Raw genomic sequence first — 25,226 nt, 5'->3', positions numbered from 1 at the left:
AGCGTCAGGAGCCCGCAGAGCCGGGCTCCTTTCGCTTGTCGCACTTGCGCGTTCGGGCAAGGTATCGGTCAGGTCTACTGCCTCGAAATCGCGACCCTGGCGACCTCGGCGGGGTCGATGAGGTGTGAGTGGTCGTCCGTGCCGACGTCGATCTGGACCACGCTGATGCGGCCGGTGAACTTGCTCGCGCCCGCGTAGTCCTGACTGACCGGGAGCCCGTAGTCCTCGCCGATATCGGTGGTCTCCTCGGCCGAGAACACCATCGGCTGAGTCTGCTCGACCCGGCCCTTTCCGACCGGAGTGCCGTCATAGAACAGCGTCACGTCGCCCCCCTTGGCCAATCCGCCTCCGTCATAGGCGAATTCGGCGCGGACCTGATGGCTGCCTGGTGAGAGGACCTCGCTCGCGGTCGTGATGAACTCGGTCATTCCGAGTAGGTTGTAGACGAACGCCGCGTACCCGTCCTTGAAGTACAGGGCCCAGCCACCGAACCGGCCGCCCTGGGCGATGACCACGCCCTCGGTGGGGCCCTCGGTCGCGATCTCGACCGAGGCGGTCACGCTGAAGGAGCGATTCTTGATATCGATGACGCTGTGCTCGCTGAGTCGCTTCATCCCGGGGAACAACACTTGCGTTGTCCCCTTGATCAGTTGCGGGCGCCCGGCGATGGTCGGGTTGATCCGCTCGAACCGGCGGTCGTCGATCGGCAAGACGTTGTACTTGACCGCCTCGATCAACCACAGTCGCTGGAGCGCGGCGAGTTTGTCCGGATGGTCGGCGACCAGGTCCCGCGCCTGCGTCCAATCGGTGTGACCGTCGTAGAGTTCCCACACATCGTCGTCGAGGGCGGGGAGTTCTTCGTTGGGCAGCCATGGCGTGCTGTGCCGGGTGACCGCGCTCCAACCCTGGAAATAGATGCCCCGGTTGCCCGCCATTTCGAAGTATTGCAGGTTGTGGCGTTCGGCGACGTCGTCGGATTCGAAGGTGTAGTTCATGGCAGTGCCCTCGATAGGCGATTGCTGAACGCCCATCACGAAGGTCGGCTCGGGAATTCCGGCCGCGGCGAGAATGGTGGGTGCCACATCGATCACATGGGTGAACTGCGAGCGCACCTCACCTCGGGCGCTGATCCCGTCGGGCCAGTGCACGACGGCGCCGTTTCGAGTGCCACCCCAGTGCGAGGCGACCTGTTTGGTCCACTGGAACGGCGTGCACATAGCCCACGCCCACCCCACCGAATAGTGGTTGTAGGCGTCGGTGCCGCCGAGTTTGTCCTTGACCTCGGCCATGAACTCCGGCGTCTCGATCGCGGCGAGACCGTTGAAGTTGGCCATCTCGTTGAAGGCGCCGTTGACGGTTCCCTCCGCGGAGGCGCCGTTGTCGCCGATGATGTAATAGATCAGCGTGTTGTCCAGCGCGCCGATGGATTCCACCGCGTCGATGAGTCGGCCCACCTGGAAATCCGTGTGCTCCAGGAACCCGGCATAGACCTCCATCTGCCGTTCCAGCACCGGTTTCAGCGCATCGCTCATCTCGTCCCACGCCGGGATCACGACCGGACGCGGGGTCAGCTCGGCCTCGGCGGGCACCACCCCCAGTTCCTTCTGCCGGGCAATGGTCGCCTCGCGCTGGGCATCCCAGCCACCGGCGAACTTGCCCGCGTACCGGTCCGCCCATTCGGCGGGCACATGGTGGGGCGCGTGCGTGGCACCCGGCGCGAAGTAGACGAAGAAGGGCTTGTCGGGCGCCAGCGCCTTCTGGGTGCGCACCCAGTCGATGGCGCGATCGGCGAGGTCCTCGGTGAGGTGATATCCCTGCTCCGGAGTTTTCTCGGGTTCGACCGGGGTCGTTCCTTCATACAGGGCCGGGTAGTACTGGTTGCTTTCACCGCCGATGAATCCGTAGAAGTATTCGAAGCCACCACCGCCGGTCGGCCACGCGTCGAAGGGCCCGATCGGCGACGTCTGCCACGGCGGCACCTCGTGGCATTTGCCGAACTGCGCGGTCGAGTAGCCATTGAGTTTCAAGGTCATCGGCAGCGCGGCCTTGGTGTTGGGGCGCACCCCCGACGAACCGGGCGCCGCCGTCGCCGTCTCGGTGATCATGCCCATCCCGACCGAATGATGATTACGGCCGCTGAGCAGAGCGGCCCTGGTCGGGGCGCACAACGCTGTGGTGTGGAAACGGTTGTAGGTCAGGCCATTGTTCTGCAGTCGTTCGGCGGTCGGTGTCGCCGCGGGTCCGCCGAAGGCGCTGGCCGCACCATAACCGACGTCGTCGAGCAGGATCACCAAGACATTCGGTGCGCCTTCCGGCGGCAGCAGCGGCTCGATGGGCGGAAACGTCGTCTCGGGATCCTTGGCGTCATAGGTCACCAAACCCAAGTATTGGCGATCGGGAATCGGAAGATTCTCACGTCCCGAACTCGACTTGTCCGCCACGGTGGACTCCTTGTTCTGCGATGTCGGTGGAACGCCTGCGACGCTCTCGATCGAACGTAGGACCTGGTCGACCGGCGCGGATCACCCGAAGCGGGTGAACCCGACGGATGCGGCGCAGCACGGACGGCTCGCGCCGTGACGCCTTCTGCGCGTTCTGTTCGCGGCACCAACGAGCCCGGCGGCAGGTGGAGCACATTCCACCCCGGGACGGTCGTCGGTTACCCGTCTCCACTGCGATCAAGGACGCGCTGTCGGGCACCGCCGACGCCTACCGGGTCGGCTGCCCGGTGAGCCTCGATCAGCCTGCTTCGGTCCAGCAGGGCAATCGAGACCTGGTCGACCCGGTGGTGCGGCAGGTTGCAAGCTACCCGAACCAGCGTCTTGTGCTGTGGAGTACGAAATCGACTGGCACGTTCATACGCGCTACCCCCGCCATGTCGACGCCGCAGCCGATTTCGTCACCGCGGTGCCGAATTCCTAGGCCTGGCCATGAGACTGGGACGAGACGAGCCGGTGCACGGTGAGCGCCGCCGCCAGCATGCGCGAATCCGTGGGCTCGGCCGGGTCGAGGCCGGTCAGTTCGGCGATGCGGCGCAGCCGGTAGGTGAAGGTGTTCGGATGGACATGGATGCGACGCGAAGCGGTCTTGCGGTCCGCGCCGTGCCGAAGATGAGCCTCCAGCGCCTCGAGCAGATGCGGGCTCGCGAGCAGCGGAATCACGCGCTGCGCCAATCGTTCTCGCGCCGGACCCGGCCGGGTGAGCTGGTACTCCAGCAGCAGGTCGTCGAGCCGGTAGCTGCCTCCCGGTCGACCGCACAGCCGGGCCAGCTCGGCCAGTTCGCCCGCGTCCACGGCTGCCGCCGGAATACCCTCGCGGCGCACGGTGGAGAATTCCCCCAGGTACACCGTGACCCCGAACTGCTGCGTCAGCCGAGCGGCCAGCTCGTCGAGTCGCGCGGCGTCGACGACGTCGGACTCGGAACTGTTGCTCAACAACGCGATCCCGCTGGTGCCGTCGAACGTCGCGGGAGTGATGGCGCCGGTGAGCTCGTAGAGCGCGCTCTGCAGCAATCGGATCCGGCGCCGGGTCACCAGGTTGACCGCGCTACCGGTGCGCGCCGGTTCGCTCACGTGGATTGCCAGCACCGTGTACCAGTCGGCGAGGATGGTGTCCGCCCGCACGGCGAGTTCTTCGGCGGGCAGCCCGCGCACCAACGCCGAACACAATTCGCGCCTGGCCTCCCGCTCGGCGTGGTAGATCGACTGTTCGACCTCGGTATAGGTCTCGACCACGGTCATGTTGATACGCCGCAGCAATTCGAGCAGCCGGTTGAAGACCTGGATGAACTCATCCATCCGCGTGGGGTCGGCGACCGCCGCGGCTTCCGCGAGTACCGCCTGCGCCGACCGGTGGATCGCGCTGATCAGCATCGACAGCGGGAGTCTGTCCTCGGCATGGCGCTCGGCGACCGGGGCCACGAATGCGGTGACCTCCGCACGGGTGAACTCGCGGTCGGCGCCGATCGCTTCGAGTACCGCCCGCCCACAGGCATAGATCGTCGGCAAGACCTCGGCGGTGAAGTGACCGTCGGGCAGTTCGGCGGGCGCGGTGGCGTCCAGGCCCTCGGTCAGCATGCGCTCCGCGATCTGCGGCCAACGACCGAGCAATCGAGCCGTCAGCGGGGACGAGGCAGAAACCGGGTGTTGCACGAGCATGGCTCCGATTGTGTCTCCACACAGCGAGACGGGGGATGCTCTGGTGAACACGGTGAAAAACTTGGTTGCTATGACAATTCCGAGAACGCATTCTCGGTTCACGAGTGCAGCTCACGCCCGGGCCACGGCCGCGACAATCATACGGCCCCCGACACCTCGGGGCTTTCCTTGCGTGCCCGCGCGGCCACGGCGGCCGGCATCGGCTCGTGCCGCAGGTACCCGCGGGCGAACGCTCCCGCGCCGTGGGTGAGCGATCGCAGGTCGATGACATACCTGCTCAGTTCGAGTTCGGGTACCTCGGCCCGGATGTGGGTCCGGCCGGGCTCGGCCGGTTCGGTGCCGAGGATGCGGCCGCGGCGGGTGGACAGGTCGCCGAGGACGCCGCCCAGCTGGTCGTCGGGGACCGTGACCCGCACCGCGGCGACCGGTTCGAGCAGCAGGGTTCCGGACGCATCCGCCGCGTCGCGAAGGGCGAGGGCACCCGCGGTCTGGAAGGCGGCGTCGGAGGAGTCCACCGAGTGCGCCTTCCCGTCCACCAGTGTCACCCGCACATCCACCAGCGGATATCCGGGAGTGACCCCGCGCGCGGCCTGCGCCCTCGCCCCCTTCTCCACCGATCCGATGAACTGTCGCGGCACCACCCCACCGACCACCCGGTCGACGAACTCGAATCCTGTTCCCACCGGCAGCGGTTCCGCCTCGATCCGGCACACTGCGTACTGCCCGTGCCCGCCGGACTGCTTCACCAGCCTGCCGCGCCCTTCGGCCGCGGCGGCGAGCGTCTCCCGCAGCGCCACCCGGTACGGCTCCACGTCCACTCGCACCCCGAACCGCCCGCGCAATCGTTCCAGCGCGACATCCCGGTGGGCCTCCCCCAGGCACCACAGCACCAGCTGATGGGTGTGTTCGTTGTTTTCCAGCCGCAAGGTCGGATCCTCGGCGACGAGCCGGGTCAGGCTCTGCGAGAGCTTGTCCTCATCGGCCTTCCCTTGCGCTCGAATAGCCACGGGCAGTAAAGGTTCCGGCAGCTGCCACGGCGCGATCAGGAGGGGATTCTCGGTGCCGGACAGGGTGTCGCCGGTTTCCGCGTGGCCGAGTTTGCTCACGAACGCGATATCGCCGGCGACGGCCTCGGTCAGTGCCCGCTGTTGTTTCCCCAACGGTGCGGTGACCCCGCCGACCCGGTCGTCGGCATCGTGCCCGGGTCCGCAGACGCGGACGGTGTCCTCGCCGTGCAGCGTGCCGGAGAACACCCGCACCAGCGACACCCGTCCCACATACGGGTCGGACGAGGTCCGGATGACCTCCGCGGCGAGTTCTCCCGCCGGATCGCAGCGCAGCGCGGCGGGCGCGGCGCCGTCGCCGCGCGCCACGGCCGACAGCGGGTGTTCGATCGGCGTCGGGAACCCGGCCGTGACCAGTTCCAGCAATTCGAGCGTGCCCAGGCCCTGTTCCGCGTCCTCGGCGGCCGGTGCCGCGAACAGCACCGGATGGAAGCTTCCGCGCGCCACGGCTCGTTCCAGGTCCGCGACCAGGGTGTCGAGTTCGACGGGTTCGCCGTCGAGGTAGCGCTCCATCAGCGTTTCGTCTTCGCTCTCGGCGATGATCGCCTCGATCAATCGATCGCGAGCCGGGTCGATCACCCCGAGCTGGTCGGCGGAAGGTTCGGTGCGCTCGCGTTTGCCGCTGCGATAGTCGGCGACCTGTCGCTCGAGCAGTTCCAGCAGTCCGATCGCGGGCCGGTGCCCGTCGGGACTCTTCTGCCCGTAGACCGGCAAGTGCAATGGGAGCACGGTATCGCTCGCTCCGTCGGTCAGCAGTGCCTGACAGGTCTCGACCAGTTCCGCGTACTCCGCCCGCGCCGTGTCCAGATGTGTCATCACGATCGCCCGCGGCATCCCCACCCGCGCGCACTCCGCCCACAGTTCCCGCGTCGCCCCCGCCACGCCCTCCACTCCGTCGGCTGCCGACACCAGGAAAAGAGCCGCGTCCGCCGCGCGCAACCCGGCGCGCAGTTCGCCGACGAAATCCGGGCATCCCGGCGTATCGATCAGATTGATCTTCACCCCGCCCCACAGCACCGGGACCACCGACACCTGCACGGATCGGTGCTGTCGCCGTTCGACCTCGTCGTAGTCCGACAGCGATGTCCCGTCCTCCACCCGGCCGGCCCGATTCACCGTGCCGGTCGCCAACGCCAGCGCCTCCACCAGCGTCGTCTTGCCCGCACCGCTGCTGCCGACCAACGCCACGTTCCGGATGCTCTCCGGTCGCTGCGCCCCGTTCGTCCGGTCCACCATGTCGCACGCTCCCTCGGATTAGGGACCCGGCTCCTTCGAGCTTCCCACCGCAGGTGGGGGCACGTCCATGGTTTCCGGCCGATTGCCTCGGCACCCGGTGCCGATCGCCGGGGCAGTGATGCCCACGGACTCCCGTTCCGGCACCCTCGTGGGAGTTCGCGCCACCGGATCGGCGAGGTGCGGGCACTCGGCCACGGTCCCGAGTGGTGCGGGCACTCGGATCCTGTCCCGAGCGGTGCCGGTATCGAACCCGGGCCGACCCGAAGGCGTGTCGGGAATCAACGCAGCGCAGTGGCCGTCCCGTCCGGTGGGCTGCCCGTCGGCTCACCCCGCGGCGATCTCGCCGCGAACTGCCAAGTGCGGCAATCCATGCCAGCGGCGGACGGCCCTGCGTAGTGCTCGCTCATCGCTGTAGCCGACGCGACGCGCGATCGACCGCATCGATAGGTCCGGATTGCGCAACAGCTCCAGCGCGCGCTGCCGGCGAACTTGTTCGGCCTCGCTGCGCCAGGTCGTCTCGTGTTCGGCGAGGCGCCGTTGCAGGTGCGCGGGCTCATTACCAGCCGCTGAGCGTCGTACCAGCGCAGCACCGGTGTGGCGGCAGCCAAGGTCAGCCCGGCTGCGGTGTGGTCTCGATCAGGCCGCCGCCGGTCGTGTTCAGGTAATCCACATGAAGCCGCAGTCAGGTCGAGTGCTACCCCTCGGAGTCGACCGGCCCACGCACTCGGCCGGATCCTGTTCGTCCGCAGGCTTGGGCGGAGGCTGCCCGGAGTCGTCGCAGGCCACGATCAGGTGGCGCCGAGTCGGATTCCGGGCAGCGCTGCCGCTCACACCACGTACGTGATCGTCGCTACCACCGCCAGGGCCAGCATGCCGAGGCAGTTGATCCAGAACTCGTATCCGAGGAAGCGGGCCCGGTAGTGGGCGTAGGCGGCGCACACGAAATAGCCGATCACACCGACCGCGGTGGCGAATCCGACACCCGGATACTTCAGTCCGACAAGGAGACCCGCGGTGGCCGCCAGTTTGATGGTGATGAGCGTCCACCACCAGTCGCGTGGAAACCGGACGCCGTCGAGGCATCGCTGGATGAACATCGGCGGGCGCACGGACATGAGCGCGTCCGCGAACAGCGAGAGCGCGAGTAGCGCTGGTAGCCACCAGGGTTGGGGAGCGTGGATCATGGGTTTCCTTCCGGAGGCGTGATGACGAATTCGATGGTCTGTCGCAGTTGTTCGGCCGCGTCGGGCATCGCGATGGCGCCGCTGGCCGCGGTCATCAGCAAACCGAGGTAGGCGAGATAGATGGTCCGAGCGCCACGGCCGACCTGACTGTGGGGCAGCGCTGTTCGGGCGAGCACGGTTTCGAGTTCGCCCAGCAGGGCGAGTGCGAGGTCTCGAAAGATCACCGACTCATGGTTTCCGCGGACGAGGATCGCCAGGTACTCGCGTGAGAGCTCGGAGTCGAGCGCGAAATGTCCGACGAAGGGAGCGAAGAGGTTCAGCACGTCCTCGGCGGTCGCGGTCGTCGCCGAGGGCACGAGTTCGGTGTGCCTGCCGTTGTGCACCGAGGTGATCCAGTTGTCGTAGATCGAGACGAGCAACGCGTCCTTTTCGCCGGCCGCCATGACAGTCCCGGTGCTCACCTTCGCTTCGGCGGCGATCTGCCGAATGGTGGTCGCTTTGAAGCCCTGGGCACGGAAGAGCCGTTCGGCTGCCGCCAAGACCTTCTGTCGCGTCGCCGCTTGTTGCTCCGACCGCGACTGAACATGTTCACTGAACATGTTCAGAATGCTAGGCCATGGTTGGTCGTGAACGCAAACGCGGGTCCTCGGCCGGTCGATGGCCGCCGCACTGCCGAGCATCGGGCGATCCACCGCCTCGTGATCACCCGACGCTGGGACCGATCCACCGGGCGAGGATCAACGCTCGCGTGCACCACACCCGATCGACAGGCGCGCAGGTTTGCCCCCGAAACGAGGTCTGCTGTAGAACTGATGCGGCCGCGTCGTCGGCCGTCGTCCGATCTCGTCAAATCAGTTGCATGAGAGGACTTTTCAGCACATGGATCCGATTCTCGGTCAGATCGCGCTCTTTCCCTATCCCTGGACGCCGATGGGTTGGGCTCCGTGCGAGGGCCAGATCGTGAAGATCAACGACTACCAGGCCCTGTTCAGCCTGCTCGGCAACACCTACGGCGGTGACGGTCGGGAAACCTTCGCCCTGCCGAACCTGAAGGTCGCCGCCGAGGGGTTGGGCGGCACTCTGCACTACGCGATCGCCACCGAGGGCATCTACCCTCAACGCACCTAGTCCGCGCGGGCGTCGAGCACCCGGCCCCGTCGCTCAGGGGTCGGGTGTCGCGCTTTCAGCGCATGCCCATGATGTCGCAGCCGGCCTGACGCACCTGGTACCGCGCGCGGTACCAGGGCCACGGTTCAGCGCGGCGCGCGCGCCTCTGCCCGTCGCGGCGGCCTACGCTTGACAGATGACCACGGCGGCGGAGTTGAAAGCCCGGCAAGCTGGCGTGAAACAGCGCTACCGAGACGACCCGGCGGCCGCGGTCACTCCCCTGCGCGGCGGCGGTTCGTTCGCCGACCCCGGTATCACCTGCACGGTGCGGACCTTCGCCGGTCCGGTGCGCGCCGGCCTGCACCCGGCCACCGGCGGTGACGGTTCCGATGCCTGCTCGGGCGACATGCTCCTCGAAGCGCTGGCCGCCTGCGCGGGAGTGACCTGCCGCAGCGTCGCCACCGCCATGGCGCTGCCCATCACCGGCGCCGAGGTCGAGGCCACCGGCACCTTCGACGCCACCGGCACGCTCGGCATCGACCGGACCGCGGACGTCGGGATATCGCCGATCACCGTGACGATCACGGTCACGACCTCGTCCGACGTGGACCCGGCCGCGCTGACGAAACTCGCCGACCTCACCGAACGGTATTGCGTGGTCGGCCAGAGCCTGCGACATCCGCCGGCGATCCGGGTAGTGCGTGCCGGGTGAGCGAACGGCGAAGGCTGGCTACCCTTCGATCGACGCGAATCCGGCTGATCCGCCGCTAGGCGCCCTTTTCCCCGTCGAACACGCGCGCGGTTCGGGTAGCGGCGAGTGGCGCGTAGTGGTCGGTGAACAGTGTGGCGACGAGCTCGCCCCGGCTGGTGACGCCGACCTTGTCGAAGATCGCTTTGACGTGGTCGCGCACGGTGTGGGCGGACAGGAACAAGGTGGCCGCGATCTCGCCGGTGGACCGGCCACGCGCGATCAGTTCGGTGACGTCGAGCTCGCGCCGGGTGAGTTCATAGGCGGCCACCACCAGCGAGGCCACCTCCGACGGCGTGGCGGGCTCGATTACCAGCGCTGTCATTCCCGGCGCCCCGGCGAGGTCGCGTAGGCAGGAGGCGTGGCAGACCAGCCAACGGCCGGTCGTGCCGCGGATGCGGATCCGGGAATTCTCGCCGGTGATCCGGGCCCGGCCCGCGGTGCTGAGAATCCAGACGGGCAGCGGCAATTCGATACCTTGCGCGGTCGTGGTGGCAGGGCCGGCCGGCATCTGGGCGAGCAGGTGTCTGGCCTCGTCGTTGATCGAGACCAGGCCCCCCTTCGGGTCGAACAGCAACATGCCGGGAGCTGCCGCGCCCCCCGCCGCACCGGGGCCGAGTGGCTGGGCATAGCTGCGCAGCCGGCGGGCCATCGGCGTGGACAACCCGCTCAACAGCGCGATATCGCTGTCCTGGAACGGCTTTCGCCCGCGTTCCCGGAACAGGCTCAGCTGACCCCATGACTGCCCGTCGACGCGGAACACAGCGCGCAGTTCGTCGTCGAAACCGCGCGGACACATGAAATTTCGATACAGCGAGCTCAGCCCCGGGTCATCGCCGGTCGCCGCGCGCAGACCAGCGACCGGAACCGGCGCCCGCGCCAGATCCCGGAAAAGGTTCACATGTTCGGAGAAGAGCTCTGATTCCCAATAGGTGCCACAGCCGCCTTCGTGGAGGTTCTCCACCCGGACGGGCGCGGTGGTAAGACCGTTGATCGGATCGGTCGCCACCCAGACCGCGGCGTCGAACGGCATCATGCGGCGTAACCGCGTCGAGGTCTCGGCGAACAGCGCGTGCGCGTCCGCCGCCTGCTCGATACCAGCCAGCAGTCGGCGCATCCCGAGCGCAGTCACACCCATGCCCGCCACCTTGCCGTCCCGGACAAGCGCCCGCCATCCCTCATCTGAGGGGTAATCGACCGACCGCGTGTGAAATTCCCACGACGGCGCTACCCCTCGAGCGAGGGATGTTCCACGTGCGGCGGGCGGGCGACGCTGGTCCGGTCTCAGTGATCGGAAGGAACACAATGGATCTCGGCATTATCGGTGCGGGCGCGGCGACCGTCGGGCTGCTCGACGCACTCGCGGCCATCGAGGGCGCGCCCGGCGCCATCACCGTGTTCGACGGCTCATCGGCGGTGTGGCGGGGCCGGCCGTACCAGCCGGACCTCGAGGCGGTCCGGGTCAACGCGCCGCCCGCGCTGATGTCGGTGCGCGCCACCGACCGCGCGCATTACCAACGGTGGCTGCGGGACCGGGGCGAAGTGGCCCGGTATCTCGACGAGGGCCTAGGTCAGCCGCTGGTTCCCCGTAGCGTGTACGGCGAATACCTGGAGCAGACCGCCTACGCCGCGATCGGTCGACTGCGCCGGAACGGCTGGCAGGTCAGCATGGTGAATTCGCTGGTCGTCGGCTTCTCCCGTCCCGGCGCGAGCGACGGCCGAGCGGTCTTGCACACCGCGAACGGCGGCCGTCATCCGGTCGATCGCGCGGTGCTCAGCGTCGGGAGCGGGCGTCCCCGTGACCAGTACGGGCTCACCGGTGCGCCCGGCTACATCAACGAGCCGTACCCCCTGGCCGCCACGATCGCCGGGATACCGGCCGACGCGCACGTGGCGGTGGTCGGTAGCGGTCTGACGGCGGTCGACATCGCCGCGGCGCTGACGACCGGCCACCACACCGGACCGATCAGTCTTCTCTCTCGCAGCGGCGTGCTCCCGTTCGCGCAACAGCGCCCACTCCCGCTCGCACCGAAACACCTCACTCCGGCCAATGGGCTGCGGCTGGCCGCCGCCGGCGTGGTGCACCTGCACCAGTTGGTCGAGCTCATGCGCGCCGAACTCGCCGAGCTGGGACAGGATTTCGAGTCGTTCGCCACCGAGATCCGCGCCGTGGAGGAACCCGTGACCCGGCTGCGCCGTCAGCTGACCGAGCTGGACAACCCGCATCAGGGACGCCGCCTGCTCACCATGGCGATCCGTGTGCTCGGTCCGATCGTCTGGCCGCTGCTGGCCGAGCCGGACCGGAGCATGCTGCGCTCCGAGCACTTCCGTACGATCAGCAGCCTGAGTTCACCGATGGTGCCGCACAACGCGAAACTCCTACTGCGGCTGCTGGATTCGGGCCGACTCCGGCTCCGTTCCGGCCTCGGCGAGATCGAAGCTCGACCCGGCGGCGGTTTCACCGTCCACGACGACGCCGAATGGCACGCCGATGTCGTTGTCAACGCCGTCAACCCGCCCGCGTACACCACGCCGAGGGAGACCGAGCCCCTCGTCAGCGCGCTACTCGCCGGCGGCGCAGCCGAACCGTCGGCCACCGGCGGCCTGCGCGTCGAACCCGGTACCCGCCGACTGCTGGTCGCGGATCGACCCGATCCCACCTGGCACGCCCTGGGCAATCTGGCCGCCGACTCCATGTTCATCGCCACGAACCCACCCGGCCTGGCCATGGAAGGTGCCGCCCTCGCCCACCACCTCATCGACTCCGCGGCCAGTTAGTTGCTTAGTACAAGTAAGCTAGATATAGTTGTATACCGCAAGCAAATATCTAGGGCTGGGAGTAGGCATGGCAGTGTCCCCCGATACGGCTCAGAGCCTGATCAGGGAGCTCTTTTTCATGGGCCGGGCGATCCGCGCTGCGCTCTCCCACCCCGAGGAAGGGGACCTTCTTCCTGGAGGCGTGGGGGTGCTGGGTTCGCTCGAGGCTCGGGGGCCGTGTCGACAGGTGGATCTGGCCGCGGACTTGTGCATCAGTCAATCGACCCTGAGCAGACATGTCGCCGAGCTGGTGAACTCCGGAAATATCGCCCGCCATGCCGATCCCCTCGACGGCCGAGCCACCCTCATCCGGATCACCGATCAGGGAAGCGATCTGCTGCGGCGCGTCCGAGAGTCGCGGGCGCGGGGATTGCGCGCCGCGCTGGCCGATTGGACCGAAGCCGACGCCGAAGAGGCCACCGCGGTGGTGCGGAAGCTGAGGAATTCACTGGCGGCCGCTCCGCACCGCACCGGTGTGGGTGAGCATCGACCCGATTCGACAGAAAGTCAGGAAGTGGATGTCTAGTTCAGTCGAGACGGAGACTCGGCGCGCCCCCACCGTGATGACGCACCGTCAGGTCTTGGAGGCGATGACCGGGCTGCTGGCGGCGCTGTTCACCGCGCTGCTCAGCACCACGATCGTGTCGACCGCGCTGCCGACGATCATCGGGGACCTCGAGGGGTCGCAGACCGCGTACGCCTGGGTCATCACCACGGCGCTGCTGGCCAATGCCGCGTCCACCCCGATCTGGGGCAAGTTCGCCGATCTGTTCAACAAGAAGCTGCTGGTCCAGTCGGCCATCGTCGTCTTCGTCCTCGGTTCGGTGATCGCGGGCTTCGCGAGCACTGTGCCGATCCTGTTGGCGGCACGCGTCGTCCAGGGCATCGGCATGGGCGGATTGACCGCGCTCGTCGTCGCGATCATCGGCTCCATCGTCTCGCCGCGGGAGCGCGGACGCTATTCCGGCTACATGGGCGCCGTGATGGCGGTGTCGATGTCGGGCGGGCCCATCCTCGGCGGCGTCATCGTCGACAGCCCGCTGGGCTGGCGCTGGTGCTTCTTCGTCTGTGTGCCGCTGGCTGTCGTCGCGCTGGTGCTGCTGCAGCGGACCCTGCGGTTGCCCACCGAACGCAAGGAGGGGGTGTCGATCGACTGGTTCGGCGCCGCCCTGCTGACCGCGGGGGTGTCGGTGTTGCTCATCTGGGTGTCGTTCGCCGGCAAGCCGGACTACTACGACTGGTTCTCCCGCGAATCCGCCCTGTATGTCGGTGCCGGAGTGCTGCTGCTGCTCGCGACCGTCGTGGTCGAATCGCGCGTCGAGTCACCGATCATCCCGCTGTCGATCGTCACCGAGCGCACCACCGGTCTGGCGATCATCGCCTCGATCGCGGTCGGTGTCGGCATGTTCGGGTCGACCACCTTCCTGGGCCAGTACTTTCAGACCGCGCGCGGCTACTCGCCGACCATGGCCGGCGTGCTGACCATCCCCCTGGTGCTGGGCATGCTCGTCGCGTCGACCGGTTCGGGACAGCTGATCACCCGGTTCGGGAAATGGAAGTCGTTCGTCGTCACCGGCGCCGCGTTGCTGGTGGTCGGGTTCGGCCTGCTCTCGACGATCGATCACGCCACCGATCTGTGGCTGGTGGGTGCCTACATCGCCGTTGTCGGGCTCGGCGTCGGCATGATGATGCAGAACCTGGTGCTCGCCGTGCAGAACACGGTGAGCGTGCACAATATCGGCGCCGCGTCCAGCAGTGTCGCGTTCTTCCGCACGTTCGGCGGCGCGATCGGCGTCTCGGTATTGGGTTCGGTGTTGGCCACCCGGGTGGGCGAGCTATCGGCGAAGGGTTTCGCCGAGCTCGGCGTGACGACCGGTTCCTCGGGGGGCAGCAATCTGAATCTGCACGCCCTGCCCGCACCGATCGTCACGGTCGTGCGCGCCGCCTACGGCGATGCGACCGGCCGGATCTTCCTCATCGCCGCGGGGGCGGCGGTCGTCGCGCTCCTGGCGACCGCCGTGCTGCCGAACCGCCCGTTGCGCAACACGATCGACATCGATCCGGCCCTCGATCCGACAGCGACAGCGCCTGCGTCGCAAGATGACGCGGCTGATGCTCTGGATGCCGAACTGGCCGCACTCGCCGAGTCGAGCCAGCCCGGGGAGCGGGTCTGGGAGGGCGCCGAGCGGGTGCTGTCCGAGGCGGACCCGGTGGCGACCACCGCGGCCGGGCGGCATGCGACAGCCGTACAGAACGGTCATCGGGCCGCCGCGGTCGAGGTGTCGTCGCGGGCCGCTCTGCCCACCGCCACGGCGTCCGGGACGGACAGCGGCACGGTGAACGGTCGCGTCCGCCGCGAGGACGGCCGGCCGCTGCCGGGGGCGGTGCTGACATTGATCGATCAGAGCGGCCGTCAGGTCGCGCGGGCGAGCAGCGCCACCGATGGCGGTTATGCGATCAGCGCGCCGACGGCGGGCGGCTACGTGTTGATCGTGTCGGCGATGGGACACCAGCCGACCGCGGTCACGGTGTCGGTCGGCGAGCGGCCCCAGCGCTTGGATCTGAGCCTGGTGGGCTCCGGTGAGTTGTCGGGAGTCGTCCGTACCGCCGACCACGGATCGGCCGTGCCGGGTGCCACCATCACCGTGACCGACCTGCGTGGTGAGGTGATCGGGGCCGCGGTCACGGGCGGCGACGGAGCCTACACGTGCCACGGCGTGGTGGCGGGTGTCTACACCCTGGTCGCGGCCGCCGAGCACATGCGCCCCAGCGCGATCACCTTGACGGTGCCCGCCGACGGAGCGCTCCGCCACGACATCGAGTTGTCCGCGATGACGGTACTCACCGGATCCGCGCGGGCCGACGACGGCAGGGCCGTGCCCGACGCGCTGGTCAGCGTGCGCGACGCCGCGGGTGAGGTGACCGCAACGGTGCGCACCGATGAAAACGGCCGCTATGTCGTGCCCGACCTGCTCGAAGGGCAGTACACCGTGACCACCCGTGGGTATCCGCCGGTGACGGATCAGGTCACCGTGTCCGGTGCCGAGGTCACCCATGACGTGCGGCTCGGCTACGAGCCCGAGGACCGCCGATGAGTGGGCTGACCGGCCACGTCCGCACAGCGGAGGGCTGGCCGGTGCCGAACGCGGTGCTCACGGTAACCGACATGTCGGGGCGTCAGATCGCCCGCACGGCGGCCGACGAGACCGGGGCGGTGTGCACCGGCCCCTTGCCCGCGGGAACGCACACCGCGGTGCTCACCGCGGTCGGGTTCGAACCGGTGGCGCGGATCGCGCAGATCTCCGCCACCGGGACAGGCGCGGTCGGTGAAGTGGTACTGGCACCCGCGGCGGGGACGGTGACCTCGCCCCCGCCGGGACCGTGGACGATCGATCCGCTGCATTCGACGGTGATCGCCACCGCGCGCCACCTCGGTATCGCGAGCATCAAGGCCCGATTCGCGGAGGTGAGCGGGCGGCTCGATATCGCCGAGCCGTTCGAGCGGTCCACCGGGCACGCCGAGATCAAAGCGGCGGGCATCGACACCGGTGTCTCGATGCGTGACGATCACCTGCGCTCACCGGAATTCCTCGATGTCGACAGTTATCCGACGATCACGTTCACCGGTCTCGGGTTTCACCGCACCGGTGCCGACACCTGGGTGATGCCGGGCGAGCTGACCCTGCACGGACAGCGTCGCCCGATCGATCTCGCGGTGACCTACGGCGGCTTCGGGGAAGATCCGTGGGGCGGCGTACGTGCGGCGTTCCACGCCGAAACACTGTTGCACCGCAACGATTTCGCGATCGACTACAGCGCGGTCGTGCGCGCGGGAGTGGCCGCCGTCGGCACCACCGTCAAGATCGAACTCGACATCGAGGTCGTCCGAGGCGAGCAACTACCCACAATGTGAGGCGGGTGGTGGCTCGTTACCGTTCGCACCCTCGAATGCGTTCAACCTCTGGCTATTTGCGCTGATTGGCGTTGAAGCGTGCCTTCTTCTCGCGATTCCCGCAGGTGTTCATATCGCACCATTTTCGAGTGCGGCTCCGGCTGGTGTCGAAGAAGGCAGCCCGGCAGGTCGGCGCCGCGCACAAGGCCAATCTCTCGCCCAGCACCCGACCCTCGTCGATGGGACCAGGGTGTGCCGCTGGCCGACCTCGTCGAGGTAGTGAACTACTGGCGCACCGGGTACGACTGGCGATCGTTCGAAGAACGCCTCAACCGAATCGGCCAGTTCCGCACGCTCATCGACGGTCTGGGTATCCATTTCCTGCACCGCCGCTCCGCGCGGGCAGACGCCACTCCCCTGATCTTGACGCACGGCTGGCCGGACAGCATCGCTCGGTTCATCGATGTCGTAGACGAGCTGACGGACCCGAAAGACGCGGGCGCGGAAGCGTTCCACGTCGTGGTTCCCTCGCTGCCGGGCTTCGGTTACAGCGACAAGCCGGCCACCACTGGGTGGGGCACCGAGAAGATCGCGGCCGCATGGGTGGAACTGATGGGAAGACTCGGCTACGACAAGTTCCTGGCCCACGGCGGCGACTGGGGCGGCAATATCACCACTGTTCTCGGTGGCCGGTTCCCGGCGCAGGTTCTCGGCATCCACACGACATTCGCGGAGGCACCGCCCGGGATGACCACGGCGGGGCTGACGGCGACCGAGCGCGCGTGGGCCGAGGAAACCCGCGACTTCTGGCGCCACCGCGCGGCTTACGCCAAACAGCAGGCGACCCGACCGCAGACCATCGGCTACTCGCTCGTCGACTCACCGGTGGGACTACTCGCCTGGATCCTCGATAAATTCGCCGAGTGGAGCGATACCGAGGACAGCCCGTTCGAGACCATTGCCCGCGACCGCATCCTCGACGACGTCACCCTGTATTGGCTGACACGAACCGGCGCATCGGCTGCCCGCATCTACTACGAAAGCCACGACTCACTGGACCCCGAACTCCGGGTCGAGGTCCCGTCGGCTCTCACCATGTACCCCCGCGACACCGAGAAGTGCCCGCGCCCTTGGGCACAGCAGCGCTACCGGCAGATCGTCCGATGGACCACGCCCGCGGCCGGGGGCCATTTCCCCTCGCTCGAGGTTCCCGAGTACTTCGTCGAGGACCTGCGAGAAGGGCTGGCGGCAGTACTGGCCGCCGGTTCGTGCGCATCAGCCACACCGCGGCGGCGAGGGTCAGCACCCAGCCGATCGCTTCGATGAGCAGATGATCGGTCGCATCGGGGACCGATTGCAGCAGATACACCCGGACGCTGTTGATCGCTCCGTGCGTCATGACTACCGGCCAAACACTCCCCGACCGCCAACGAAGCGCGAGCAGCAGGGGCGCCCAGGGCAGCATGCCCGCGAAATAGAGGACGACATCCCACGGTGGGCGGTCTCCGACGACGGCGAGCACCGGCAGGTGCCAGACGATCCAGACCGCACCGCTGACAAGGGCCAGCGGCCAGAATCCCCAGGACGCGGCGCGAGTCGCCAGCCAGCCGCGCCAGCCGAACTCCTCTCCGATCGCGAAGACCGACTGCAGGACGAAGACCGGAACGATCCACACCGTCGCCGCCGAGATCTGGTCGAGCGGGTTGAGCGGCCAGATCCCCGATGCCACCGCGATGCCCGTCTGGATGGCGGCGATGGCGGCGATGAGGCCGATGCCGATGCCTGCCCACCGGGGTGTGCCGCGCCACCCGGTGGCGAACGTCTCGCGGAACGTTCCGGGTCGGCGGGCGAGCCACAGGATGATCGCGGCGAGGAGCGGGGTCAGTTGCAGGATCGGAACGATCAGGTTGTTGAGATCCGTGGAGACGAGCCGAAAGACCATCGGGACGGACAGGGTGTAGCACAGCACGATCGCGATCCCGAAGAACCACGCGACATCGGGGAAAGTCGATCCGGTCGAATTGCCGCGCGCACGGACTGTTGTCATGGCTGCCCGCTGCCGCCGGCGACAGAATCCTTGCCTGCCAGTCCTCGCGTCGACGTCGACAACGGGCTGTACAGAACAGAATTCGTTGTCGAAAAGCACGCATCATGGTTCATGCACGGACCGTAGCAACGGGTTTCGTTCACCGAATCCTGGAAAGACCCGGAAATCTACCCTGAAGACTCCCCTACCCGGCGTCCCCCGCACCCGCTAATCGACGCGTCCGCGTCTGGTGTCGTATGCCCACATCGCGATCTCGACGCGGTTGCGGGCGCCGAGCTTGCTCATCAACGAGGCGACGTGGGTCTTGACCGTGCTCAGGCCGACGAAGAGCTCGATGGCGATCTCGGCGTTGGTCCGCCCGCGCGCCACCAGCGCGAGCACCTCCTCCTCGCGCTCGGTGAGCGGGTCGATGGGCTGGACCGGTACCACCGGCGCCTGGCCGGCGAAGGTCGCCAGCAGCCGGCGGGTGACGTTGGGGGCGATCAGGGCGTCCCCGTTGGCCGCCGCGTGGATGGCCTGGACGAGCAGCTCCGGCCCGGCGTCTTTGAGCAGGAAGCCGCGGGCGCCGGCGCGTAGGGCGCCGAGAACGTACTCATCGAGGTCGAAGGTGGTGATCACGACGACCGCCATCGGGTCCGGGACGCCCGGCCCGGCGAGGCGTCGCGTCACCTCGACGCCGTCGAGCCCGGGCATCCGGATGTCGACCAGCAGGACATCGGGACGCAGCCGAGTCGCCAGGTCGAGCGCTGCGAGCCCGTCCGCCGCCTCCCCCACGACCTCGAGATCGGGTTGCGCGCCGAGGATCATCACCAGCCCGGTCCGGACCAAGTCCTGGTCGTCGGCTACGACCACACGAATGCTCATGCCGGCGCGTCCACGGGCAGGACCGCCTCGACCACCCAACCACCGTCGCGCCCCGGCCCCGCGGACAGCGACCCGCCCAGGAGCTGGGCACGTTCGGCCATGCCCAGCAGACCGAATCCAGGTGCCGGGACCGGCCCCGGCGCGGTCTGTCCATCGTCGCTGACCCGCAGCTTGACGGTGTCGCCGTCGCGGCGGACGTCGATCGCGACGCGGGTCGCGCTCCGGGCGTGCCGTGCGGCATTGGTCAGCGACTCCTGCGCGAGCCGGTAGAGCGCGGCGTCCACGGGACGTGCCAGCCGGGTCGACGAACCGTCCAGCGAGACCTCGACGGTGAGCGTCGCGTCGGCGCGCGCCAGCGCAGGCAGGTCCGCGACACCCAGCTGCGGTGCGTAGGCGACGGCTTCGTCTGCACGCAGCACCCGCACCATGGACCTCATCTCTGCCAGAGTTCGCGACGCTTCGGACTCTATCGCGGCCAGGATCTCGACGGCCTTCTCCGGCTGCACGGCGGCGACCACGCCACCGGCCTGTGCTTGCACCGCGATGGCCGAGACGTGGTGGGCAACGGTGTCGTGCAGCTCGCGCGCCAGCGCCACCCGCTCCTGATTGCGGATCTCGCGCTGTTGGCGATGCCAGAGGTCCGCGCGGTAGCGGAACACCGCCGCCAGGGCGACGAACAACAGCACGAGGACGGTTCCGCCGAAAACATCGGCCAAGCCCGCGGAGGAGGCGTACATCCCCAGCGCGACGACGACTGCCACGAACGCCGTGCCCACGACGATCTCCCGTCCCGAACCCCACCGCACCAGCGAGTAGAGGAGGATCAAGACGGCCATCATGGAATAGCGGGCGAGGTCCCCGGCATCGGCCGTCAGCTGCAGGATCGAGAGCAGCCCCGCGATGCCCCACCCGACCAGGGCGGCCGACAGGGGGCGGATTCGCCGCCAGAGCAGGGCGGGCATCAGCCCCAGGGCGAGCACCGCGACAAGGGGTCGCCAAGCAGAGCCCGGCGCAAGGGCGAGTTCGACCAGGGTGGCGGCCGCGAACACCCCCACCAGCAGCCAGTCGAGACGACCGATGGGCGGGGCGTCTCCGGGCCGCGGCTCATGCCAGAGGGAGCGACGGACGGTGACCACGGCTCCAGCCTAGGGATCGGAGTGCCTCGGCGTATCCGCCGAAAGAACGAGACGGAGACCATGCCATCGGCCAGGTGAACTCCGGCCTCCGGGCCGGTGTGCCCGGCGCCGGGCTCAGCGATCGTGGACCTACCTACCCGTCCCACAACGGAGCCCATGATGAGAACACCGCAACCCACCACCACCCTGGACGCCCAGCCGATGCCGGTGCGAGCCAAGCTCGCCGCCGCGTGGACGAGCTTCATGTTCCTGTACGCCTACGTGGACATCCTCAACTTCTTCACGCCCGGCGTCGTGCAGGACATCCTCGACGGCAGGGTCTTCGAGTTCGCTCTCTCCCAGACCTTTTCGACCTCGGCGCTGACTCTCCTGGCCGTCCCGATCTTCATGGTCGTGCTGTCGATGACGCTGCCCGCCGGGGTGAACCGCGTCGCGAACCTCGTCGTGGCTTCGCTCTACGTCCCCGTCACGGTGTTCAACGTGGTGGGCGCGTCCTGGCTGTACTTCTACGGCCTCGGCATCGTCTTGGAACTGATCCTTCTCGGCCTCATCCTGCGGTACGCCTGGAGCTGGCCCCGCACCGTACCTTCGACGACCAGCCCGGACCCCGAAACCGTTCGCGCGCAGCAGCAAGCGTGAACTGTCTCGGGGTCACCCGGGATGACGCTCGGCGTCGGACTTCCCGCCGCCGAGCGTCCGGTCGACCCATGCGATGACGTCGGCCAGGATGGCCGGCCCCTCTGGTTCATCCTCCACCCCGTGGTAGACGCCCGGACAGGTCATCAGCGTCGCCGATGGCACGCGGTCGACCACCCGGCGGCTGGCGGAGAGCGGATTGATCAGATCGGCGTCGCCGTGAACCACGAGGAGCGGTACGGCGACTCGGGTGGCAGCCGATGCCACGCGATCCATCTGTGCCACGACGTCGATCGCGAAGCGTGCCGTCGCCCGCCCATGAACCAAGGGGTCGGCGTGCCGTTCGGCGACGACGTCGGGGTCGCGATTGACACGCTCGAACCGCAGCCCGTTCGGCAATGTCAGGGTGGCGAAGGTGCGTCCGAGGCTCCTGACCACAGCCAGCTTGAGACGCTGCTTCCGCAGCTCCGAGTCGAAAGCGGGTCCGGTCGCCACGACCGCGGCCACGTCCGTCCCCGGCCGGTCCGCCGCGTAGAGGAACGCGTAGAGCCCGCCCAGGCTGTGGCCGTACAGCACGACCGGCGCGCCGCCCGTTCGCCTGCGCTCGTGGGCGATCAGATGGTCCACGGCCCGCGCCGTCGACTGGTATCGGACGTCGCCGCGGCGTCCTTCGGATCGCCCGAATCCTTCGTAGTCCATGGCAAGCACGGAGAAGCCGACCGCGGTGAACGATCGAGCCGTGCGGTCGTAGCGGGCGGCGTGCTCGCCGAGACCGTGCAAGAGGACGACACTGGCCCGCGCAGGCCCGCTCGGGGCCCAGCGGTGCGAGGTGAGTCGGGGGCCGACGCCGTCCGGCGTAAAGGAGTCGACGATGGGTGCGTTGTTCACGAGCAGTTCCTTTCCGGTCTGCTCGAGCCTCGCCGCTTCCCCTTGCTCCAGGATTGGACCAACCTGCTAGATCGGCAGGATCTCCCAACGGATCGTGCCGAACGCGGTGGGCGGGCCGCCGAAGGTGCGGCGACACGTCCTCGTGAGGTGGGAGCTGTCGGTGAACCCGGCCAGGTGAGCCGCGTCGGTGAGCGTCCGGCCCTGCGCGACCGCCGCGGTCGCCCGGAGCAGCCGGAGCCATCGCACGTAAGCCCGGAAGGTGATTCCGAGCTCCTGGGCGAAGAGGTGGGCCAGTCTGCTCTCCGACAGATGAACGCTCGCGGCGAGGTCGCGAAGCCGCAGGGGTCGTGAGTCCAGTTCGGTCTGAAGACGGGTGCGCGCGGCGGCGACTCCCGGATGAAGCGAGTGCGAGGTGTTTCCGGGAGAGCGCAGACGCCCGTCCACATACGCGCTGTGCCCCGCGGTCAGGGTCTGTCCCGCGTGCTCCCAGGCGCGAGCGTGGGACGGGTCGTCGACCAGCGCGATCAGCTCGGCGCCCAGACAAGACTCGGGCTCGACGTGCGCCACGACGCCCCAGGCGTCGACGGCGCTTAACGCGTGCGACTGATCGGCGGGAACGATCGCCGCGGTGGTCCGCCGCTGACGGCCCTGGGGATCCTCGACGACGAACGTCCCCTGATGGGCGACGGCCACCTGCACCGAGTGGTGCGAATGAGCGGGCAGACTTCCCAACGGACCCTCGATCTCGAGCACACCGGGACGCAAGCGCCCGATGCCGGACCACCGCGAGATCAATGGCTGTCGCTCGTCCGACGCGTGCATCGCCTGAAATATACGCGGCACGGGCGCACGGCGACCACCGCCACGAACCGGCAGGCCGTGCATGGCACCGTGGACAGCTACGCGACCGTTCGGTGTGCCGACGTGATTGCCCGGCGAGCCGCCCCGCGCTGGCGAGCGTCAGCACGCCCACCTCCTGGGCAGCGTCGTCGGCCTTGGGCAGCACCATGGTGACCAGGGCGGTGTCGACACCCATTCAGCAGCCGAACGCCTGCCCCCAGCAACCGGAGCCCCGCCGTGACGGTGTCACCGCCGACGTGGGGCGTGACCGTCGCGGCGAAGCGCCGACAGCGCGGCGAGATGTCCACACATGCCGTGCACCCCGGTACCGGACGGTGTCGAGGAGGAGCACAGGCGATGGCCGTCGACACCGAGCCAGTACGGATCCAGCGAAAGCCTCGGGCGAGCGATGAGATTCACCAGATCGAGGGCTCCGCAGTTGATGTCCCCGCCGACATAGGTCGGGTTCGAGCGCTGCAGCTCCCGCGGAGTGCTGACGTGGATGGCGGCGATACGTAAGCTATGTCGACCTTGAAGGCCGCCGCGCCGTAGCGATGTCGGCGTAGCGCGCCGTACACGCCCCGGCGGGCGATGGCCGAGGAGCCGCAGCGGCAACTGTGGACCGGTATCGAACATCACGTAATCGAAACCGGTCAGTTGGTGTACTTCCCCTATGGCACAACGGGTTTCGATGCGACCGCCCAGTGCGCGCAGCACACCGGCCATGCCGTCGGCCAGCCGTCCCGTTCCACCGACCACGCAGGCCACCCGTGCCTGTGCGCCACGGCGCCGAACATCAGTCCGACCGCCGAGGTCGGCGGACGAGTCAGCGGCGTCCAGGCGTGAGCGGCGTTGCCCGCGAACAGGGCTCCTGACGGGGCGAGGGTGATGACGCAACGGGACTGGAAACCGCGCAGCAGTTGCTGGCCGTCCTCGGTCAGCAATGTCGGGTAGGTGTCGTCGTCGAGTTTGTCCGCGGTGCCGGGTCGGTTGATGGGGTCGGTGTTCGGGTGCCGCACGAAGCGTCTCGGGTTCGACACCGGAAGGCCCCGGCGCGCTGGCGCCGGGGCCTTGATGTACGACTGAGGGATTGGTTTCACATGAGTTCGACGGCCGTAAGGGCCGATCTGAGACACCGCATCCGACAACTCCCGGGATGCGGGACTGGCAAATGACTGTGCAGTGGCCACCACCTCCAATTTCGTCGGTTCTACCTGCGGTGTCTTACGGTCTTCACCCCCTCCGGCGGTCCGGCCGAGTGCACCGGATTCTCTTCTCCGCCGGAGGGGACGGTCGAACTGTCATCCCGGGCAGTTCGCCTGCCCGGCCATCTGATTTCTCCACTGGAACGTCAGCGACTATATATCCCCGCCTCGATAATGTCTACACTCATCACAGCAGATTTACTCCACTGCCGGGGGTCGCTACGCGGGGTGACGTCCCGGGCCGATACCTGAGCTCGACCGAGCGCCGCCGACAGGTTTCGACACTGCGACCTTGCAGTCATCGTGACCGGGTGGGCGGTGGCATGTCGCACCGCAATCGGATAGGGGTCAGGCGGCCAGTGCTCGTCGGCAGCGGGTCCGGCGTGACCACGACAGCTGCCGCGCGCCGGTCCGCGGCAGCGGAGTCGACGCGATGGCGTCGATGTCGGTGGCAGGCTCGTCGTAGGTCAGGATCCGGACGGCCTCGGGGCCGCGACCGGTGTCGGTCGCGGTGAAGATCACGCGCTGCCCGGCGTGCAGTGTCTTGTAGCCGGGGGTGTCGATGGCGGTGTAGTCGCAGAACACCGCCGGTCCGCCGTGGTCGGGAGTCAGGAACCCGAACCCCTTCTCGGCATCGAACCAGTCGACTCGGCCGGGCTGCCAGGCGATGGCGTCGGTACCGGGGTGCCGGTGCGGGTCCGGAGGGGTATGCGGATCAGTAGGCGAGGCAAGAGAGGTCGTCGTCGGCACAGGGAACGCTCCATGCTTGGTCGATACGGTCGAACAGATCAGCGGCGTCGATAACGCTGGCGGATTCGCCTGCGTACACCGCGGTGACATCCGGGCCCAACTCGCGGCCGTCGGCGAGGTCGGCCCGGAATGCCTTCGGTAAGACATCGGACGGGACCGGAGCCGGTGGCCGAACCCCCGCCAGGGTTCGGCCACCGGACTCGAGGGGAGTCGGATCGAGCTCATTGGAAGAGTTCTTCGGGAATCGGTCGATACCCATCACCTCCTCGTCGAGAACAGGGTCGGCTCGAAACCAGCGGCTACTCCAACGGCGGAGGACTGCGCTGGGTGGGCGCCACCCGTGTCGTCGGCCACCGGCTTGATCGCAGCCTCGGCGCCGGGGACCTCGGGCGGAACCCGGGCGAGTCACCCACGCAGGGCGGACACCCTCGCACTCGGGCGCCGATGGCGTCGATCTCGGCGACCAGGGCCGCGTAGTCGGGATCGAGGGCCACCAGCTCGGTGTCGTACCACCACGCCCGCCCGCGGCCGGTGTCGTTGCCGCTGGTGATGATCGAGGCTGACATCGTCGACCTCCACCCCCGGCTCAGGCGTCGATGGCCTGGAGTTCGCTCTCGCGAGAGATCTCGATCTTGCGGGGCTTGGCCTTCTCCGC

Annotated in this window: 23 protein-coding genes and 4 pseudogenes; 9 read left to right on the top strand and 18 right to left on the bottom strand. The window is 68.2% G+C overall.

From position 1 onward, the window contains the following. Nucleotides 1-74: 74 nt before the first annotated feature. From ATM97_RS17485 to ATM97_RS17460, 6 genes are all read right to left on the bottom strand, one after another. Nucleotides 75-2,441, bottom strand: a complete 2,367-nt coding sequence (locus tag ATM97_RS17485) for an arylsulfatase (RefSeq protein ID WP_308248526.1) — start codon at nucleotides 2,439-2,441, stop codon at nucleotides 75-77. 477 nt (nucleotides 2,442-2,918) lie between these two features. Further along, on the bottom strand, nucleotides 2,919-4,157 hold the full coding sequence (locus ATM97_RS17480) for a CdaR family transcriptional regulator (protein ID WP_218719096.1): 1,239 nt from the start codon (nucleotides 4,155-4,157) through the stop codon (nucleotides 2,919-2,921). Between the two features lie 137 nt (nucleotides 4,158-4,294). Next, on the bottom strand, nucleotides 4,295-6,457 hold the full coding sequence (locus ATM97_RS17475) for an elongation factor G-like protein EF-G2 (protein WP_218719095.1): 2,163 nt from the start codon (nucleotides 6,455-6,457) through the stop codon (nucleotides 4,295-4,297). 324 nt (nucleotides 6,458-6,781) lie between these two features. After that, nucleotides 6,782-7,039 (bottom strand): helix-turn-helix domain-containing protein, encoded by a 258-nt coding sequence (locus tag ATM97_RS35030; protein WP_218719174.1) that lies wholly within the window; start codon nucleotides 7,037-7,039, stop codon nucleotides 6,782-6,784. 245 nt (nucleotides 7,040-7,284) lie between these two features. Next, complete coding sequence (locus tag ATM97_RS17465; RefSeq protein ID WP_218719094.1) at nucleotides 7,285-7,641, bottom strand: DoxX family protein; 357 nt, start codon at nucleotides 7,639-7,641, stop codon at nucleotides 7,285-7,287. Continuing rightward, entirely contained in the window at nucleotides 7,638-8,321 is a 684-nt protein-coding gene (locus ATM97_RS17460) for a TetR/AcrR family transcriptional regulator (RefSeq protein WP_218719093.1), read from the bottom strand. The genes ATM97_RS17465 and ATM97_RS17460 overlap by 4 nt, the downstream gene beginning before the upstream one ends. A 199-nt stretch (nucleotides 8,322-8,520) precedes the next feature. Between ATM97_RS17460 and ATM97_RS17455 the strand changes: the two genes are divergently transcribed. Next, entirely contained in the window at nucleotides 8,521-8,769 is a 249-nt protein-coding gene (locus tag ATM97_RS17455; RefSeq protein ID WP_218719092.1) for a phage tail protein, read from the top strand. 175 nt (nucleotides 8,770-8,944) lie between these two features. Beyond that, nucleotides 8,945-9,460 (top strand): OsmC family protein, encoded by a 516-nt coding sequence (locus tag ATM97_RS17450; protein WP_218719091.1) that lies wholly within the window; start codon nucleotides 8,945-8,947, stop codon nucleotides 9,458-9,460. 55 nt (nucleotides 9,461-9,515) lie between these two features. Here ATM97_RS17450 and ATM97_RS34795 read toward each other — a convergent pair whose 3' ends face one another. Beyond that, nucleotides 9,516-10,634 carry a helix-turn-helix transcriptional regulator gene (locus tag ATM97_RS34795; protein ID WP_218719090.1) on the bottom strand — a complete coding sequence of 373 codons (1,119 nt, stop codon included), beginning with the start codon at nucleotides 10,632-10,634 and terminating at the stop codon, nucleotides 9,516-9,518. A gap of 167 nt (nucleotides 10,635-10,801) precedes the next feature. On the opposite strand from ATM97_RS34795, the gene ATM97_RS17440 reads away from it, so the two are divergent. The 5 genes and pseudogenes from ATM97_RS17440 to ATM97_RS17425 all read left to right on the top strand — a co-directional run bounded on the left by ATM97_RS17440 (nucleotide 10,802) and on the right by ATM97_RS17425 (nucleotide 16,226). Then, nucleotides 10,802-12,274: an FAD/NAD(P)-binding protein gene (locus ATM97_RS17440; RefSeq protein ID WP_218719089.1), complete on the top strand. Its 1,473-nt coding sequence runs from the start codon at nucleotides 10,802-10,804 to the stop codon at nucleotides 12,272-12,274. 67 nt (nucleotides 12,275-12,341) lie between these two features. After that, on the top strand, nucleotides 12,342-12,839 hold the full coding sequence (locus ATM97_RS17435) for a MarR family winged helix-turn-helix transcriptional regulator (protein ID WP_218719088.1): 498 nt from the start codon (nucleotides 12,342-12,344) through the stop codon (nucleotides 12,837-12,839). A gap of 37 nt (nucleotides 12,840-12,876) precedes the next feature. Next, nucleotides 12,877-14,371, top strand: a pseudogene (locus ATM97_RS34455) (MDR family MFS transporter); the annotation flags it as partial. Nucleotides 14,372-14,502: 131 nt separating this feature from the next. After that, nucleotides 14,503-15,408, top strand: a complete 906-nt coding sequence (locus tag ATM97_RS34450) for a carboxypeptidase-like regulatory domain-containing protein (RefSeq protein ID WP_308248534.1) — start codon at nucleotides 14,503-14,505, stop codon at nucleotides 15,406-15,408. Beyond that, nucleotides 15,405-16,226 carry a YceI family protein gene (locus tag ATM97_RS17425; protein WP_218719086.1) on the top strand — a complete coding sequence of 274 codons (822 nt, stop codon included), beginning with the start codon at nucleotides 15,405-15,407 and terminating at the stop codon, nucleotides 16,224-16,226. The genes ATM97_RS34450 and ATM97_RS17425 overlap by 4 nt, the downstream gene beginning before the upstream one ends. Before the next feature lie 52 nt (nucleotides 16,227-16,278). Here the strand turns inward: ATM97_RS17425 and ATM97_RS17420 are convergent. Beyond that, nucleotides 16,279-16,431, bottom strand: a pseudogene (locus ATM97_RS17420) (CGNR zinc finger domain-containing protein); the annotation flags it as partial. Between ATM97_RS17420 and ATM97_RS17415 the strand changes: the two are divergent. Next, nucleotides 16,422-17,531: pseudogene (locus tag ATM97_RS17415) on the top strand (epoxide hydrolase family protein); the annotation flags it as partial. The pseudogenes ATM97_RS17420 and ATM97_RS17415 sit on opposite strands and share 10 nt — an antisense overlap. Before the next feature lie 109 nt (nucleotides 17,532-17,640). Here the strand turns inward: ATM97_RS17415 and ATM97_RS35025 are convergent. From ATM97_RS35025 to ATM97_RS17400, 3 genes and pseudogenes are all read right to left on the bottom strand, one after another. Then, nucleotides 17,641-18,147: pseudogene (locus tag ATM97_RS35025) on the bottom strand (type II CAAX prenyl endopeptidase Rce1 family protein); the annotation flags it as partial. 312 nt (nucleotides 18,148-18,459) lie between these two features. Next, nucleotides 18,460-19,116, bottom strand: a complete 657-nt coding sequence (locus ATM97_RS17405; protein ID WP_218719085.1) for a response regulator transcription factor — start codon at nucleotides 19,114-19,116, stop codon at nucleotides 18,460-18,462. Beyond that, nucleotides 19,113-20,252, bottom strand: coding sequence for a sensor histidine kinase (locus tag ATM97_RS17400; protein ID WP_218719084.1), 1,140 nt, complete (start codon nucleotides 20,250-20,252; stop codon nucleotides 19,113-19,115). The genes ATM97_RS17405 and ATM97_RS17400 overlap by 4 nt, the downstream gene beginning before the upstream one ends. A 159-nt stretch (nucleotides 20,253-20,411) precedes the next feature. Between ATM97_RS17400 and ATM97_RS17395 the strand changes: the two genes are divergently transcribed. Beyond that, the gene (locus ATM97_RS17395; RefSeq protein WP_218719083.1) at nucleotides 20,412-20,891 is read left to right on the top strand and encodes a DUF6326 family protein; all 480 of its coding nucleotides are present in this window, start codon (nucleotides 20,412-20,414) and stop codon (nucleotides 20,889-20,891) included. A gap of 12 nt (nucleotides 20,892-20,903) precedes the next feature. Here ATM97_RS17395 and ATM97_RS17390 read toward each other — a convergent pair whose 3' ends face one another. The 7 genes from ATM97_RS17390 to ATM97_RS17365 all read right to left on the bottom strand — a co-directional run bounded on the left by ATM97_RS17390 (nucleotide 20,904) and on the right by ATM97_RS17365 (nucleotide 25,137). Next, a complete protein-coding gene (locus ATM97_RS17390) occupies nucleotides 20,904-21,776 on the bottom strand; it encodes an alpha/beta hydrolase (protein ID WP_218719082.1) in 873 nt (290 codons plus the stop codon). A 66-nt stretch (nucleotides 21,777-21,842) separates the two neighbouring features. Beyond that, nucleotides 21,843-22,598: a helix-turn-helix transcriptional regulator gene (locus ATM97_RS17385; RefSeq protein WP_218719081.1), complete on the bottom strand. Its 756-nt coding sequence runs from the start codon at nucleotides 22,596-22,598 to the stop codon at nucleotides 21,843-21,845. 264 nt (nucleotides 22,599-22,862) lie between these two features. After that, nucleotides 22,863-23,342: a hypothetical protein gene (locus ATM97_RS17380; RefSeq protein ID WP_218719080.1), complete on the bottom strand. Its 480-nt coding sequence runs from the start codon at nucleotides 23,340-23,342 to the stop codon at nucleotides 22,863-22,865. Then, entirely contained in the window at nucleotides 23,288-23,656 is a 369-nt protein-coding gene (locus ATM97_RS17375; RefSeq protein WP_218719079.1) for a hypothetical protein, read from the bottom strand. The genes ATM97_RS17380 and ATM97_RS17375 overlap by 55 nt, the downstream gene beginning before the upstream one ends. 513 nt (nucleotides 23,657-24,169) lie before the next feature. Beyond that, nucleotides 24,170-24,571, bottom strand: coding sequence for a cold shock domain-containing protein (locus ATM97_RS34790; RefSeq protein ID WP_308248525.1), 402 nt, complete (start codon nucleotides 24,569-24,571; stop codon nucleotides 24,170-24,172). Next, entirely contained in the window at nucleotides 24,537-24,830 is a 294-nt protein-coding gene (locus ATM97_RS34440; RefSeq protein ID WP_255587947.1) for a hypothetical protein, read from the bottom strand. The genes ATM97_RS34790 and ATM97_RS34440 overlap by 35 nt, the downstream gene beginning before the upstream one ends. Nucleotides 24,831-24,870: 40 nt before the next feature. Next, complete coding sequence (locus ATM97_RS17365; RefSeq protein ID WP_218719077.1) at nucleotides 24,871-25,137, bottom strand: hypothetical protein; 267 nt, start codon at nucleotides 25,135-25,137, stop codon at nucleotides 24,871-24,873. Nucleotides 25,138-25,226 lie beyond the last annotated feature (89 nt).

The sequence above is a fragment of the Nocardia sp. MH4 genome (assembly GCF_019266065.1).
Lineage (GTDB): Bacteria > Actinomycetota > Actinomycetes > Mycobacteriales > Mycobacteriaceae > Nocardia > Nocardia canadensis.
This window is presented reverse-complemented; position numbering and strand designations above follow the sequence as displayed.